The organism is Mycobacterium sp. ACS4331, assembly GCF_001667265.1.
GTDB lineage: Bacteria > Actinomycetota > Actinomycetes > Mycobacteriales > Mycobacteriaceae > Mycobacterium.
In genome coordinates, this window is sequence record NZ_LZHW01000006.1 from 41,978 (window position 1) to 57,540 (window position 15,563).

The 15,563-nt window shown below is 62.2% G+C and carries 9 protein-coding genes; 5 read left to right on the forward strand and 4 right to left on the reverse strand.

The features are described 5' to 3' along the window. Window position 1 precedes the first annotated feature (1 nt). From A5727_RS27745 to A5727_RS01135, 4 genes are read left to right on the forward strand one after another with little or no spacing between them, the layout of a single operon-like run. Window positions 2-169 carry a hypothetical protein gene (locus A5727_RS27745; protein ID WP_197507545.1) on the forward strand — a complete coding sequence of 56 codons (168 nt, stop codon included), beginning with the start codon at window positions 2-4 and terminating at the stop codon, window positions 167-169. Beyond that, on the forward strand, window positions 166-1,059 hold the full coding sequence (locus A5727_RS01125) for a S1 family peptidase (protein WP_197507546.1): 894 nt from the start codon (window positions 166-168) through the stop codon (window positions 1,057-1,059). Before A5727_RS27745 ends, A5727_RS01125 begins: the two co-directional genes overlap by 4 nt. Window positions 1,060-1,077: 18 nt before the next feature. Then, window positions 1,078-3,171: a UvrD-helicase domain-containing protein gene (locus tag A5727_RS01130; protein ID WP_068243106.1), complete on the forward strand. Its 2,094-nt coding sequence runs from the start codon at window positions 1,078-1,080 to the stop codon at window positions 3,169-3,171. A 14-nt stretch (window positions 3,172-3,185) separates the two neighbouring features. Then, window positions 3,186-5,456: a GmrSD restriction endonuclease domain-containing protein gene (locus A5727_RS01135; RefSeq protein WP_068243109.1), complete on the forward strand. Its 2,271-nt coding sequence runs from the start codon at window positions 3,186-3,188 to the stop codon at window positions 5,454-5,456. Here A5727_RS01135 and A5727_RS01140 read toward each other — a convergent pair. Next, window positions 5,453-6,280 (reverse strand): hypothetical protein, encoded by an 828-nt coding sequence (locus A5727_RS01140; protein ID WP_231991904.1) that lies wholly within the window; start codon window positions 6,278-6,280, stop codon window positions 5,453-5,455. The genes A5727_RS01135 and A5727_RS01140 overlap by 4 nt on opposite strands. A 38-nt stretch (window positions 6,281-6,318) precedes the next feature. Here A5727_RS01140 and A5727_RS27990 point away from each other — a divergent pair, with 38 nt between their 5' ends. After that, window positions 6,319-6,525, forward strand: a complete 207-nt coding sequence (locus A5727_RS27990; protein WP_068243117.1) for a hypothetical protein — start codon at window positions 6,319-6,321, stop codon at window positions 6,523-6,525. Between the two features lie 207 nt (window positions 6,526-6,732). On the opposite strand, the gene A5727_RS01150 is transcribed toward A5727_RS27990, so the two are convergent. The 3 genes from A5727_RS01150 to A5727_RS01160 form a co-directional block, all read right to left on the reverse strand. Continuing rightward, on the reverse strand, window positions 6,733-11,361 hold the full coding sequence (locus A5727_RS01150) for a DEAD/DEAH box helicase family protein (RefSeq protein WP_068243120.1): 4,629 nt from the start codon (window positions 11,359-11,361) through the stop codon (window positions 6,733-6,735). Next, complete coding sequence (locus A5727_RS01155) at window positions 11,358-14,717, reverse strand: hypothetical protein (RefSeq protein ID WP_231991905.1); 3,360 nt, start codon at window positions 14,715-14,717, stop codon at window positions 11,358-11,360. Before A5727_RS01155 ends, A5727_RS01150 begins: the two co-directional genes overlap by 4 nt. Before the next feature lie 130 nt (window positions 14,718-14,847). Then, window positions 14,848-15,255 carry an endonuclease NucS domain-containing protein gene (locus tag A5727_RS01160; protein ID WP_068243126.1) on the reverse strand — a complete coding sequence of 136 codons (408 nt, stop codon included), beginning with the start codon at window positions 15,253-15,255 and terminating at the stop codon, window positions 14,848-14,850. Between the last annotated feature and the right edge of the window lie 308 nt (window positions 15,256-15,563).

Sequence of the window (15,563 nt, forward strand, 5' to 3'; positions counted from 1 at the left end):
TATGCCAAACTTCGTCCTCAACGTGGGCCTAGTGAACGGTGTAGACCAACTCAAGGAACTCGGCCGCTATCGCTTCGCCGAGGTACTCGGCAAGTTCGGCGTCGCGATTCCCCCGAACAGTCCGGATCGCAAAGATATCGCACCACCCGATTGGATCGACGCGTCATGACCGAAGCTGGCGCAAGCCCTCCTGAGTGCAAAATTCAGTTCCCGAACGAGTACTTCCACTCGGTGTCAATCAGAATGCTGTGGCATCCCGACGGCGGCGTCAACCCGGACAAGGTTGTTAACCCGGCAGACGGCAGCCTGCGGCCTGACGTCCGGCCGTGTACGCAGGGCACCGGATTCTTCTATCGTTTCGACGGGAGGAACTATCTCGTGACGGCCCGGCACTGCTTCACAGATCGGGCCTGGCGCACAAACGAATACCTGATACCTCCTGTAACTCCGACGCACCTAACCATGACCTTGCGCACCAAGCCGCACTCCGACATCTTGGACGCCAACCACCTCGGCGTCGTCGACTTCTGCCTCAAACTGGTCGATGAAGACGAGAACCCGTTGTGGCTCGAACACCCCCGCGGCTATCAGATAGATATCGCAGCTCGCCCACTCGATGACCTCCCCGTAGACGAATTGCTGTTCCTCCCGCTTGAGCCGAAAGACGCTGCCTACGGAACCGACCCGCGGTTTTGGGTTACCGATGACGTCTACACCGTTGGATTCCCATTCGGTCTAGACCACGGATTCCTCTGGCCCATATGGATGCGCGGCACGGTAGCGTCCGAGCCTACGCTCTACTTCCCGTACAAGGGAGAAGAGTATCCGCTTTTCTTGGTGGATGCTCGCACCCGTCCGGGACAATCCGGCTCACCCGTGTTTCTGCGCAGGCGCCATTTCACCGACATCGCCTCCGATGATCTCCTACCTCGTCTGCGGCTCGTCGGGATCTACTCAGGACGCCTGAACGAAGAATCGGAGCTCGGATTCGCTTGGCATGTAGGAGAACTCGACAAGCTGTGCAAAGCCAAACAGTACGCGACGAAGAGCAAGTCTTAGTTCGGTTGGGAGAGCAGAATGCCACTTGCCATCGATAAGGGATTCATCACCGACCTCGCCAAGCTGGAGAAGCCTGTCGCGAAGCGGGTTGCCGAGGTGTTCGATGAGTTCGACGCCGCCACCCACACCGGGCTGCATCTGGAGAAGATCGCCAACGCCCGCAACCCGCGGTTCCGCTCCATCCGCATCGACCAGGCGTGGCGCGGCATCGTGCTCGCTCCCGTCACCGGGGACGTCTACACCCTGCTGAAAGTGCTGCACCACGACGACGCGTACGCCTGGGCGCAACGCAGCAATGTCTCCGTCAACTCCGCCACCGGCGGCATCGAGATCCGCGACGAAGCCGAACTCGACCGCCAGATACCCGAGATGGAACAGGCCGCCAAGAGCGCCGGCACCCCGATCTTCGCCCACATCAAAGACGGCGAACTCACCAAACTCGGCATCGATGACAAAGTGCTGGCCTTCGCGCGCACCGTCACCGACGCTGCCCAACTCGATGCCGCGAAATCTTTTCTCCCCGAAACCCAGTGGGATGTGCTGTTCGGGCTCGCCGCCGGTTACACCCCGGAAGAGGTATGGGCTGACTTGGGTGCGCAGATCCTCAATGAGCCCGTCGACACTGAGGACATCGACGCCGCCATCCTGCGCAGCAACGGCCGCGTCGTCCTGGTTTCCGGCCCCGACGAACTGATGGACGTCTTCGCCTACCCATTCGCCACCTGGCGGGTGTACCTGCACCCCACCCAGCGCGCCGTCGTCGACGCCAGCTATAAGGGCCCGGCCCGCGTCACCGGCGGCCCGGGCACCGGCAAGACCGTCGTCGCCCTGCACCGCGCGCACATGCTCGCCAAACGCGGCGACGGCAAGGTCCTGGTCACCACCTTCACCTCGACACTGTCCGAAACTCTGCAAACCGGCCTGGACATGCTCATCGATGATGAAAACGCCGAGGCGCGGATCGCGGTGTCGCACGTCGACCGGATCGCGCATCGTGTCTTCCGCAAGGTCCACGGCGCACCGCACCTGCTCGGCGCCGAGGACGAGAAGGCGCTGTGGGCCGGGCTGATCGGCGAACTCGGACTCAGTTTCACCCCGGTGTTTTTGTCCGAGGAATGGCGACAGGTGGTGCTGGCCCGGCGCATCAGCACCGCGGACGAATATCTGGCTGCCAAGCGGACCGGCCGCGGCCGCGCCCTCGGACCGGCCCAACGAGCTCAGGTGTGGCAGGCGATCTGGGAGTTCGAGCAGACACTGACCCAACAGGGCGTCTGGACGCATGAGACCATCCGGCGAGAGGCGACCAGACTGCTCGAGGAATCGTCAGAAAAACCGTTCCGCCACGTCATCATCGACGAAGCCCAGGACCTCAGTCCCGACCAGTGGCGGCTGCTGCGCGCAGCCGTCGCCGAAGCTCCCGACGACATCTTCATCGCCGGGGACACCCACCAACGCATCTACGACAACCGGGTCAGTCTCCGCGAGGTCGGCATCAACATCGCCGGCCGGTCCTCACGCCTGAACATCAACTACCGCACGACCGCCGAGATTCTCGGGTGGAGCCTGGGCCTGCTGCGCGGCGAACCGATCGACGACATGGAAGGCGGTTTGGACTCGATCGCCGGCTGCAAGTCCTATGTGCACGGACTCGCGCCGGCACTGAGCGGCAATCCGAGTGCAGACGCCGAAGCGCAGTTCATCGCCACCAGGGTCCGAGACTGGGTCGACGGCGGCGTCGCACCATCGGAGATCGGAATCGCCGTGCGCTCCAAATGGCTGACCTCCAAGATCGAAAGCGCGCTGCGCAAGGCCGGTGTGGACGCCATCGACCTGGCCAAGGCCTCCGATGACGACGACGCGGTTCGGGTGGGGACGATGCACCGCGTGAAGGGCCTGGAGTTCCGCTGCATGGTCGTCGCCGGTGTCGGCGACAAGCTCGTCCCCGCCGTCAACGCCGTCACGCCGATATCGGATGACCGGCAAACCCATCAACTAGACCTGGAACGGGAACGCTGCCTACTCTTCGTGGCCTGCACCCGGGCCCGCGAGGAGTTGCTCGTCACCTGGCACGGTGAGCCCAGTCCGTTTCTGACTGCCCTCGACAAGAACTGAACAGGAGTGCCCGCATGACCCGACTCTCGACGCTGCTCGACGAAATCGACTCCGGCGTAGTACTTCTCCCGGAATTCCAACGCGGCTACGTTTGGAACCGCGACCAGGTCCGCGGTCTCATGCGCTCGCTGTACCGCGGCTACCCCGTCGGCGGGTTGCTGGTGTGGGAAACGACCTCGGACGACATCACGGTGCGCGGTGCTACCGGCGGCAGCGGCACCCGGCAGCTTCTCCTCGATGGCCAGCAGCGGGTCACGTCGATGTATGGCGTCGTCCGCGGTGCGCCACCGCCATTCTTCGAGGGCGACAAGAATGCGTTCACCGGGTTGCACTTCAATGTGGAAACCGAGTCCTTCGAGTTCTACGCGCCGACGAAGATGGCCGGCGACCCGACCTGGGTCAACGTCACCGAGCTCTTCCGCAAAGGCCCCTTCGAGTACCTGACCGCATTCCCCGATGTCGAACGCGAGGTGCTCAATACTTACCTTGAGCGCCTGAACCGGATCAAGGAGATCGAGAACCGCAACTTCAACTCAGAGAAGATCACCGGGGCGGGTAAGACGGTCGAGGAAGTCGTCGACATCTTCAACAAGGTCAACTCCGGCGGCACCAAACTGTCCAAGGGCGATCTCGCGTTGGCGAAACTCTGTGCGGAGTGGCCGGACGCCCGCAAGGAGCTGCGGGACAGCCTGGATCGGTGGAAGAAGGCCGGCTTCCGGTTCTCTTTGGACTGGTTGCTGCGCAATGCGACGGCGGTTGCCACCGGCCGGGCGCTGTTCTCCTCGTTGACCGACGTGTCAGCCGTTGAGTTCGAGTCGGCGCTGGGAAAGTCGGTGAGCCACATCGGCACGTTCCTCGACGCTGCATCCGGTCGCCTCGGCCTCGACCACGACCGGGTTCTCATGGGCCGCTATGCCACTCCTGTCATCACCCGACTGCTTCAGTTTAATGGCGGCGGATTCACCGACAGCGCGCACCGCGACAAGGTCTTGTACTGGTATGTGCATTCGGCACTGTGGGGCCGATTCAGCGGCTCGACGGAAACCTACCTACAACAGGACTACGACGCCGTCGAACGTGGCGGGGTGGACGCGCTGATCTCCACGCTGGAACGCGTCCGCGGCGGCCACCTGGCGGTGGGCCCCGATGACTTCTCCGGCTCGACCCGCGGGTCACGGTTCTATCCCCTGCTGTACCTGCTCACTCGTGTCGACGGTGCGCGTGATTTCGGTAGCGGATTGGAACTGCGCGCCGAGCTGCTGGGCAAGCTGACCTCGCTGCAGGTGCATCACATTTTCCCTAAAGCGTTGTTGCGCAAGCACGGGTTCGACCGCAACGAGATCAATGCGATCGCGAACTTCTGCTTCCTCACACAAGACACCAACATCAAGATCGGAATGCGCGATCCGGCCGAATACCTACCGGAAGTACAGGCCAAGCATCCTGGTGCGCTCGAGTCGCAGTGGATTCCGACGGATCCCGACCTGTGGCAGGTCGAGCGGTATAAGGACTTCCTAGCTGCTCGCCGCGAACTGTTGGCCGCGTCGGCGCAGGCATTCCTGGAAAGCCTGCGCAATCCCGAGGGGTCACACGACGCCGTGGTTCTGGAACGTCTGCAGGTCGCAGACGAAGTCATCGACGACCCCCGCGGTGTGCAGGTACGGGCCCTGATCACTGAGCTTGAAAGCCGCGGCTTTGCATCCCCGATCGTGGATACAGAAATCCCCGATCCGATCAGTGGTGCAGAACTTGCTGTCGCCGAGGCATTTTGGCCCGAAGGCCTACAACCTGGAGTCGGCTCACCGGTGGTGCTTGAACTCGATCCCGAGGACGCCGACCTACCGCGGTTGGAAGAACTCGGGTATCAGGTATTCACCTCGGTGGATGCACTGCTGGGCTTCGTCGAGAACGAGGGAATCCTTGCTGCGGGCGATCAGCCGGTGCAGGTCGTCAATGAGACCGAGAGCCCTGAAACGGGCCTGCACACGGAGTTCGCGCAGCGCATGAAAGATGTCTACGACCGCGGCCGAACTGAAGCCAATTACACCGCAAGCTACTACCTCAGCATGCTGGCACAGTTTGGTCCGCTGGAGACTGCACACCGACTCCTCGGGTCGCCCGCCATTTCCGACGGGTTTGCAGAGCTCTGGGAACGCGGGCGACTCGACCTCACTGTGGAGGCGGTGGTGGGGGATCCCAAATTCTCGGCTCTCTTCGGTGAGGAGGAGATTGCCGTGGCGCGCCGCCGGCTGGAGCAGTTTGGATATGTCCCCACGACTGGCTAATCGTGCCCCATGTCCTTATGGTTCCCAATCGCCTCGGCGAGCCACCGTGCTTCCTCCCGATCGCGCCGCAGATGCGCACGGAAGTTCCTGCCTACTCGAACGGAATAGTAGTCGCGTCCTTCCTTCGGCCACTGCTTGAAGTCGAGACTCTTCAGGGATGTCGACCGGGCCAACTGATACTTGGTCGATTCCCATCGGGACTGGATGCTGCGATCCAACCTCCGAACGGTGCGTTGGAACTTCTCCGTCTCTTCAATGTCGTCGACTATCTGGAAATACGAAGGGCGAATGCCAAGTTCTTGCAGTAGCCCGGTCGGGTCATAGATCGTGATGGGGCAACGAGTCCAGTCGATCCTGGTGGGCCCCGGGTAGAAGGTAAGCCTTTCGAGCGCGTGGGGGGCCTTCCAGGTAGCCGACGATGCTTGGTGATAATCGTCGGACAGTCTTCTGCACTGCTCCAGGTACGCATCACGCGACTTGGCGAATTCCGGCCCGTCGTTGTAGCCGGCGGGCTGCCTGTTGGTGCAGAAATCGCGGAGAGCTGCGTACGCACCGGACGCGTTCGACAGCAGCCGGGTCGGATGCCTGAATCCCCGCAGCATGTACGCGTTGGCCAGACCCTCCTCAAGCTCCACGTAGCCGTTGGAATTTCGGTACTTCCTTGACTGCCAGTACACCTCGACGCCGGTCGCCAACTCCCAGTTGGCGACCATGCAGTCAACTTCGAAGTGGAACAGCTCATGGCGAAGGATGGCGTGAAACGCGAGCTCCAACTTCCGTTCGAAGGAAGATTCAATCCACCGAAACACTGCACTGCGAGCCATCCGACTCCTTCGATCGGAATACCGATCCCGTACTGGCTATGGAGCTGGTGGAACGTCAGATACCAACCCAGCGCGTCAATCCCACGGATCTGGTGGAGCTGTTGGAGCTTACTCATCCTCTGCTCGCCCAGCACATTCCTGAGGTCGTCGTCGGTGGTGTCAGGTGGAACTTCGAAGGCGACCGGCGGTTCGTCGACCACACCGTCCTCCGCAGGGTCGTCCAGCATGGCTTCGTAACTGTCTGACATGTGCATACGCCGGTCAGGATCCGATATCGGTATCGGAAGTCCCGGGTTGTCCCCCGTCCCGGCATCCTCGGGAGAGGGTTCAAGGCGAAGAGCTCCGGGTACCTGTTCGAGGCCATTTCGGATTGAACGCACAGACGGCAGATTCATACTGAGGGTGTTGTCTTTCTCGTATTGGTGGGGACGGCCGTTCGGCCTCATGTCACGTCATGCACCAAGCAGGTTCAAGGCGGCTCGCCTCGAAAGCTGTTCATGCACACGCCCGTTGCGATAGGTGCGCAGGCATCCGTAGCATGAGGTCTCCTCACCGCAGTCGCAGTTCGTCACCCGCTTGACGGCGGCCCCCAGGACCACGGCGATGTTCTCCGCGATCCGTTTCGCGGAACCCGCACCACCGGGGACCGTGTCGAACAAGACGATGCTGCGCCGGTGGTCAGGACTCCAGGACAACGCTCCGTCGATGTCGTCTCGGCTGATCTCCAGCGCGTACGAAGCGCCTTCCAAGATCGCGTAGAGCGCAGAGACCCAATTCGCCTCGTGGTCCTTGGAGTAGGGGACGCCGTCGAAGGTGAATTCGGCGACGTCGGACTGGTATCGGTGGCCCAGCGCAATCGTCTCCAGCGGCCCAGTGCAGTCCTTCCCGTTGTCCGGCCGCTCGTGCTTCTTGGCTCGCTTTCCGCGCACCACGCCCGTCGCCCAGCCGCACCACTGACACATCTGGAAGCCGTCCCCGGCCCCGTCCGACACGGCAGCCAGCCAGGCGCGAACACCGGCTCGCGCCTTGACCCTCAGCCCGCTGGGCGAGGACCAGTGGTACTGAGCCACCTCATCACCATGTGTTTCGACATAGCTGCCGCCGTGCCAGCGTCGTTCCGGTGGTGCGGTGCCGACATCCGACGGTTGTGGCGCGGCGATGAACCCGAACTCTGGGATGATGAGGGTCCTGCTGGGCTTGAACCCCTCACCGCAGCTCGGGCATGGGTCCCCCTCAGTGAAGGTGCCGCCATACTCGAAACGGTTGCATGTTGGGCAGATCCGGTACCTCTTCCGCTCGAGCTCCTTGCCAGGACGCTTCTTCAAACCAGCGGACCTCCAGACCTTTCCACCGGCTACGACCTCATTTCCTGGGGCGTAATCGAAGATCGCCAGGCTGAGGTCCCGGTCGAGTTCCAGTTTGCTGCCCACCGCATCGGCAGAGAACAGGGTGCTCAACCCGACAGTGTCGACCGGGAATCCGTATTTCGGCAGAATGTTGCGATTGGCCAGGAAGCCGATGAGGTTCCGCCCTGTGACGGTGTTCTTGGTGTCTTCGAAGCGCTTGGCCAATCCGAACTTGCGTGCTTTGACCAACTCGTCGATCCGCAGTTCGAGTTCGTTGACGTCGTTGCGCACCTGCTGCTCCGACTTCTCCAGCAGCTCAACCAGCTGACTCACCCAACTGGCACCAGCCACGTCAATCTCATCCTGGACGGCGGGAGGAAGTGCCTCACGCAGTGCTTCCGTGACGGTCGTCGGTGCCGGGTTCAAATAGTCCCGCACCCGTCCTGCTGCTGATGGGCCCCCGTCGGCAGCAGGCGCGAAAAACTCTCCCACTCTCGTCCATCGCTCGTTGCGGTTCTCGTAGCAGTGCCTGAAGTAGGACGCCAAAGCAATCGAATGAGCATGCCGGCGTGCGATGCGGGCGTTCTCGACAGGCACCCAGGGAATCCTCATCCGCCCTGCGATCATCGCGATCGGCTCCTGGTATTGGGCCAGATCATGGGCCGAGCGGTTGGCGTAGGTGACCACCAACGCGGCCGAGGCAGCACGACGGCCGGCTCGCCCAGCTCGCTGCACATAGTTGGCAGTCTTGGGCGGCATGTTGCGCATCACCACGGACTGCAGGTCACCGACATCGACGCCGAGTTCGAAGGTTGTCGAGCAAGACAACACATTGACTGCGCCGTTGATGAATTCCCGCTGAATGGCAGCGGCCTCCTTGGCTTTCCACTGCGCGGTGTGCTCACGCGCTGTCAACGGCGCAGTCTTCATCGTCTGATACACGGCACGGTAGTGGTTCGCGTCTGTATCAGGGGCGGGCAGCTCGAATGATTCGAGACGGCCTGTGCACCGACTGTTCGGGCAAACACCCGTCACCGAGAACGCCGTCAACAGACGGCAGGTGCCGCACTGGTACCACTGGCAGTTGACGCCGTTGGTCACCGAGAGCTTGTTGTGGTCGAGCTGATAGAGCTGCCCGAGAACACGGTCAGATTCCGCCACCAGGTACCCGCCAGTCTCAAGGAGCTTCCAACATCCCTCAAGAACGCGCTCGGCCGGAGTGCTGTTCGACAGAGCGGCAAGTACCTTCCGCACAAAGGTGATGCGACTGTTCGTCGTCCCAGTCCCGCTGGGACTCCAACTGATCACCTGTTTCGCCCTGTCCGAGCCGGTGGAACGCATCCTCACACGTGTGTTCCGTGGGGCGAATCGCTCGTCTTTGACGTTCACGCGATCGAGCACGCTGATGGCACCCTGCAGCCGAACCGTCTTCACGAGTTCGTTCAGAAGAGCCCACCCCTCCTCCTCTGTGAGGCCGAGGGATGTGAAGCCGCTCATCCTGATGGGCGCATCCTGCCGAAGAGACAGCCGCATCAGACCGAGCCCTTCGAGGGACTGCCGCGTCTCCAGGGTCATGAACTCACCGGAGATCCACTGGTTGATTTCCTGGGTGATCTCGATCTGGCCTGTCCCCCGCGGGAAGTGACTGGCGGCTTCGGCCTTCTCGCGGGTCAAGATGGCGAGATCGCCGACTGTCATCTCGCCGCGGGCCACCGCCGGATCACGCAGCGCCTCAGTGATGTATCGACGCTCGAGCATGCGGGAGTATGTGCGGTCCAGATAGGGCGCCGCGAACGCCGCTGCCTGCCGTGAGTCCGAGAACATCAGGAGCTTGCGGCCTCCGCCGACCTGGTCCGCGGCAGCGCCCGACGCCTCAGGCAACTGCTGGTACAGAGCCGTCGTGACCACTGCCGGTGCAGCATTCACATCGGTGCGGAGGCGGCGAATACCCTGCCGCGACTGGGTTCCGCACTCGGTGCACCGCGTCATCACCCGCTTCGCGCGGGGATGCTCCCTCACCAACAGCGTTTCGGCCCGCCCGCATGCCGGGCACGTCGTGCATCCTGCATCGGCCAACAGGCCGCATCCGATGCACAGTGCCCGCATCGTCGGATCCACGGTGGACGACTTCGGCTCGTCGTCTCCCAACGTGAGCTCGTCCTCGTCAACGACGACATCACTGAGGTCATCGGTGAGAACGAGCCAGTTCACCGACCGGTCCGCCGCCTTCGAGGGAACGAAATACTCCTTGCCCTCCCGGTGCTCCAGGTCACCGGCCAAGTGCACCGCACCGCATCGGCTGCAGGTTCCGAACTCGAACACTGCACTGCCAGTCTTCGGGTCCACTTCGTGCCGCCCCAGGAAAATGCTTGGACCGTCGTCGTTGAAGCTGACGAAGGCTCCCTCGGTGGCGCGAACGAACAGGTGGTAGCGAGCAGACAGCACCGGATAGTCAGCGGCGTCATGGGTGCGGCTGCCCAGATCGACCAAAGCGTCGAGCTTTTCGGCAGACTGCTCGTCACCGGGCCACAACAGGTCACGGAGCCGACGGACGTCGATCGGACCAGAACTGAGGGCTTCCTTGAGCTCCACCATCGAACGTTCTTGGGACAGAGCCTGAAATGGTTCAACCGTCGGAGGAATCACATCACTGAGGTCGAGCTTCTCCTCCCTCAAGGCCATCAGTTGCTCACCGGTCAACTCCCACGTGGCGGTCGGCGTGTGCTGCTTCCGTACCGGCTCGACAAGGTCCTGTCGCTGCGCGTCGCCCTCGACATACTCGAAGGTCGCGTCGAAGAGGTTCGACGCGAACTCCATCGCCTCACTACACGGGTCGTTGCGCACTGAGCCAGTGAGCGAGGCGGAGGTGGCGATGCACTGCAGTGTGGACTTGGGAGCCACCCGCTGTTTCAACCGCCGGATCAGCAGCGCGACCTCGGATCCTTGAGCGCCGTCGTACACGTGCGCCTCGTCCATCACGATGAAGCGCCAGGTACCCGAATGCGGACCGTCGAACAGGTCCATATCCTTTGGGCGCAGGAGCAGGTATTCCAGCATGGCGTAGTTGGTGAGCAGCAGATGCGGTGGAGAGCTGCGCATCTCGTCACGGCTCAACAGTTCGTTGGGCAACCGCACCGACCCCGGGTTGCTCTGCAGAAAGTCGATCTCGGCGTTGCGGGCGTCATCGAGCGTCTCGCCGGTGTAGCGGCCGAAGGTGATTTCCGGCAACGCGGACAACACTTCTCGCAGGCGTTTCAGCTGGTCGTTCGCCAGGGCATTCATCGGGTAAAGCAACAGGGCGCGGACCCCCGGCCCGAGCGCTCCTCGGGCGGACTCTTCAAGGAGCGCGTTGATGATCGGGATGAGGAAGCTCTCTGTCTTTCCCGATCCGGTACCGGTGCTCACCACCAGATTGCGTCCGGTGACGAATTTGCGGACCGCCGTCTCCTGGTGGACGTACAACGGCCGGTCGATGGAGAACGACGGGCTGTCGATGCGTGCGAAGTCGGGATGAAGCACTCCCTCGTCAATGAGCTGGCGGCACGTTCCAGCAGTCTCATAGGGGGGCGTCATCTCCAGGATCGGCCCCTTGGTGAGCAGAGAGCTCTGGTCGATCTCGGCGTCGAAGGCTGCGGCCAACCGCTCGTCGCGGGGAGCGAGGAGCGTCTTCAGGTAACGCTTGTAACTCCCCTCGATCTCCTTCGCAGTCTCCAGCGGGTCGAGCCGATCGATCATTTGTCCTCTCCAGTCAGATCCCCGTGGCGTTGATACAGCACCACGGCCTCAGCGATGAGCAGGTCGTTGGCCACCATCGTCGGGCACAGTTGAGCCAACCGCGCCCAGTCCCCCAGTAGCCCGGAATTCAGATAGCGGCCCTCGATGCGTCGGTGTGCCTCAAGCCGGGCGAGGAACGCCAGCGTCAGTGATTCCACGGACATCAACATCCAAGGTCGCTCCGACAAGTCGATTCCTTGCAGTCGGTCGATGCGAAGCGTGATCGCCTCGTGTGCGCGCAGTGACGCGTGTTTGATCGGGTTCACCACCAGGGCCGTCTGCTTAGCGAAGTTGGGTGACCAGCCGGAGGACATCCATTCGGTACGCCTGCATAACGCTTCGTACACACCCACACGCAGGCTGTCGGAATCCAGCTGTGCGCGTGGCACCTGCTGAATCTCTTTCAGCTTGGCTTCAACCCGATTCACTGGCACGACGCTCATTTCCAACACGCGTGAGTCGAAACTCGCCTCCCGGGACCGTGTGGTTCTCCCGGTCTGCAACAGCTCAATCAAAACCGCGCCGCCTCGCTCCCTCAGATACGCAAGGGTTTCAGAACGTTCGGCTGCCACCTCGTTCCTGCGGATGAACAGCGAACGGAGGTCTGCGAGTTCGACCATGCAGCCGACCCACGGATGCCAGTGGAGTTCGTTCAGGGTTTCTTCCGTGGAGAAATTGTGATTGACGAGTTCACTGCGAATCAGCATGGCCATCTTCTCTCCCGCGGGGATCGTGCTGTCCCCGAGGCATTCCAACGCCTTTCTCGGATCGCCTGTCAACAACGCGATCAGACCGGCGAAGCGCTCCGAATTTCCGTCAGCGTGAAGTCGCGCCAGCGCGGCCCATACTTCGGGCACGGCGCCGATTTCCACTGGGGCCCGACGAACGGTGCCGAGGTAGCGGGACAGCTTCACTTGAGCTGGCGTCCCGTCCTCGCGCCACCCCAACTGCTCCACGGTGAAAGCCGTTTCGGGCGGAACCGCGGGTGGTTCGAGGAAAACCCAGGGATCGTCAATGAATAATTGGCAACGGAGTTCACCGGCGTCAATGAGATGTCCTGGGAGTTCCGCCTTCCCGTCGACGACAGACAACACTTCCGCAGACCGCCACGGAGCCGTCGTGCTCCACACATAGACGGCCACGTCGTCCACTGCCGCAGCATTGGCGAAATGCAACGTCCGCTCTTCGAGGCGCACACCTGAGGCGAGCCGGCGCGGCTGGGCGCGTAGAACGGTCACCTCAACGGGGTAGGCCTCGGTGTACAAGATCGCAACCACTTGGCCGGAAGGATGATTGCGCACTGTGTCGGCGAACTGCTGAGTGCGCGCCTCAAACACATCGCCTTGACGCCGTCTCGGCACGGCGTCGACGTGCAGAAGGTCACCGAACTCGGAGTAGTAGCCGAATTGGACGCGGTCCACGCCTGGTGCGCGGATTGCGACAAATCGGTCCTCCGTGAAGTCTTCTGGGTCGCACACGTCCGCGGTCATTCGCCACGCCACGGGAACGCCGACTTCGCCACTTCGGATCTCGACGTGAGGCGGTTTGAGCAACACCGCAGCGGTCGTGTCCTGACCGGTCAGCTCGAGTTTCACCTCGATGTCTCGCGCCCCGAAATCCCTTGAGCCGGAAGGCGAAACCACCAGGCCACCGCCGACAACGTTAGCCGTACAGAGCGTCAGTCCGGCAGCCGTCGGAACTCGGATCGCCGGCTCGAACGCCGCACCAAGTCCTTCGGCAAGGAACAGGACGCAGCGGGCGTCCGAACCCATCGGTCCTGTCACGAGGATCTCGAACAGCCCCAGTTGGGGTTCGTCCGCATCGTCGAACGGATCAACACAGGTGTCAACGTCCTCGCTGCGCCATCTCTCATCGACGAGCCACTCGGAGTCACCGAGACGACGGACCCGGACATTCCAGAGGGGCGCAGGGTCGGTGCGCGTTGCTGGGAGGATCACCCAGGGTCGTTCGCCGTAAACAGTGCGGCCGTCCAAGGCGACCACACCTGGGACTGCGGGACCCAGTTCAAATCGTGGGCGCACGTCCTTGCGAACCCATCGCGATGATCCCACGCGCGTTTCGTCCCGCATCAGCTGGAGTCCATCGACGTCGTCGAGCTCAACGAATGCGCTACGCCATCCGAGCCATCCAGCAGGGCAGCCACTGTCCTGATAGCTCACCGGCTCTGAAGTTCCGGTATCGACCAGCTGATGGTCGTCGGGAAAGACTGCCCACACGGAATCCTTCAAACCGTCGCCCCTGGCGATCCATCGGCCGTTCTGGTCGAACGTCAGCAACGGATCTGTCTGTACGACCAGCCCTAGGGAGGTCGCAGAGCCAAACGCAGGGTGGGAGATGATCGTTTCGCGGATAGGCCCTGGCACCGGTGCACGTGCAACAGCGGTGTTGGCCTCAGCACCCCATCGACGTGCGACGTGAACGTCTCGTACCTGCCCATCGAACGACACTCGCCATGGCAGGTCTGCATCCGCCTGCGGGGTGGGCAGCGTCAGGACAATCTCGTCGTCGTCGACGAGGTAGGCGAACGCTGGCCGTAAGGCTTTGGCCGCCGTAAGACCTCTGCGCTCGAAATGCAGCGGCTTATCCTTCAACTGCTCGATGAGCTCATTGAGCAGCACGGTGGGCAGGCCAGTCGTGGACGAGTCCAGGTCTCGATCAAAGAACTGTGGGTCCGCGGTCGCGTCCTCGATGAACTCGATGATGCGGTCCAGGATGTCTGCCGCGAATTCAGCGCCATTCACCAAGAAGTTGCGCACCGGCACATCGAGCGCGGCAGATCGATGCTCTTTACCGGGCTCCTGCAGCCATTCCATGAGTGCTGCGCCAGTTGCCGGCCGGCCCTGTGTGATGTGGTCGTTGATGACAATCAACAGGTCCCGCAGGCAGTGCACGGGAATGCCGGCGTGCAGCGCGAACATCATCACGTACTTGCGTGTGCTCTCGCTCTCGATATCCGGGAACCGTGCCAGAGCAAACTTGTCGAGAAGATCGACGACATGGCGCCTGATCTCGTTCTCAAAATCAACATCGCGCGAAATGCCCAGCTCTTCCCAGAAGCTCTCCCAATAGGCTCCGTGGTCGTAAGCGAGCGATGCATGCCCGACGAGGATCATCAGTGTCAACGCGGGATACCGCTCGATGATCTTGGAATACGGCACACCCCTGTTCACCATGTGCCGAGCAGCCGCACCGTACTTACTCTGCGCGTCTCGAACCTCGTCGGCGGTGAAATCAGCTTCGATGACGAGGTTGATCGGCTGCAATCTCCCCCGCCACTCGTAGTCGGCGTCACTCATCCAATCCGACAACGACATCCCACAGTCCCCCAACCGTTAATTGACTTCCGCGACACTTTAGGACAGACCGCCGACAAACAACGGCATTACGGCTGGAACCGAGAATGTAATGCGCGACCAAGATGCGCGGTCAGGGCGCCTCGCTCAACTCCACCGACACCCGGTACAGCAGCCAAGTCATCTGGACGCCGCGGATCGCGGCCAGTTCCTGGGCCTGCGCGTGCAGGTTGCGATCGGGCTGGCCTGTGACGATGAGCAACCGGGCTCCGGGCCGGCCCTCCTTCTCGGCCTGTGCGCGCAGCGCGTCCATGTATTTCGTCGACTGGGCGACGATGCCTTGATCGGGTGCCGCGTGCTTAAGTTCGATTCCGACCAATTCGCGCGTCTTCTTGTCCTCGGCAAGCAGATCCACGATGCATCCCGCGGCGATCCGAACCTCACGGCCCCGCAACCTCAACCCATTCTTGCGCACGTACGACAGGGCGGCGAAGTTCCGTTCCAAGAAATCGGAGAGTCCGAACTCGGTCGGAAAAAGCACTCGAGTCGGCTGGATGCCCGGGCAGCGGATGTTCGAGATCGTAGAAGTGAATTCGGGTGTCGCGGGTGTTCATCGGGTCGGTCAGATCGGGGTGTGTTCCCACCCCGGCGTCACGAAGCAGGTCGCCGAGCTTCTCGCAGAACTGCGATGACAGGCGCTCGTAGCCGGCCTCTCGGGCAAGACTGCCCAACCTGCTGTCCGAAGTGTGGGACAACGACTGTGGGGGTGGCTGTGCAGCCTCAACGCGGTCACGGCATTTCGCGACCAGCCGCTGAATCTTCTCCTCCGTCGTCAGGCGTGGCGCCATC

Coding starts and splice junctions, on each gene's coding strand:
- A5727_RS01150 (WP_068243120.1), bottom strand. CDS start 11,361: ATGATCGATCGGCTCGACCCGCTGGAGACTGCGAAGGAGATCGAGGGG.
- A5727_RS27990 (WP_068243117.1), top strand. CDS start 6,319: ATGGAGCTGGTGGAACGTCAGATACCAACCCAGCGCGTCAATCCCACG.
- A5727_RS01125 (WP_197507546.1), top strand. CDS start 166: ATGACCGAAGCTGGCGCAAGCCCTCCTGAGTGCAAAATTCAGTTCCCG.
- A5727_RS01135 (WP_068243109.1), top strand. CDS start 3,186: ATGACCCGACTCTCGACGCTGCTCGACGAAATCGACTCCGGCGTAGTA.
- A5727_RS01130 (WP_068243106.1), top strand. CDS start 1,078: ATGCCACTTGCCATCGATAAGGGATTCATCACCGACCTCGCCAAGCTG.
- A5727_RS01155 (WP_231991905.1), bottom strand. CDS start 14,717: ATGAGTGACGCCGACTACGAGTGGCGGGGGAGATTGCAGCCGATCAAC.
- A5727_RS01140 (WP_231991904.1), bottom strand. CDS start 6,280: ATGGCTCGCAGTGCAGTGTTTCGGTGGATTGAATCTTCCTTCGAACGG.
- A5727_RS27745 (WP_197507545.1), top strand. CDS start 2: ATGCCAAACTTCGTCCTCAACGTGGGCCTAGTGAACGGTGTAGACCAA.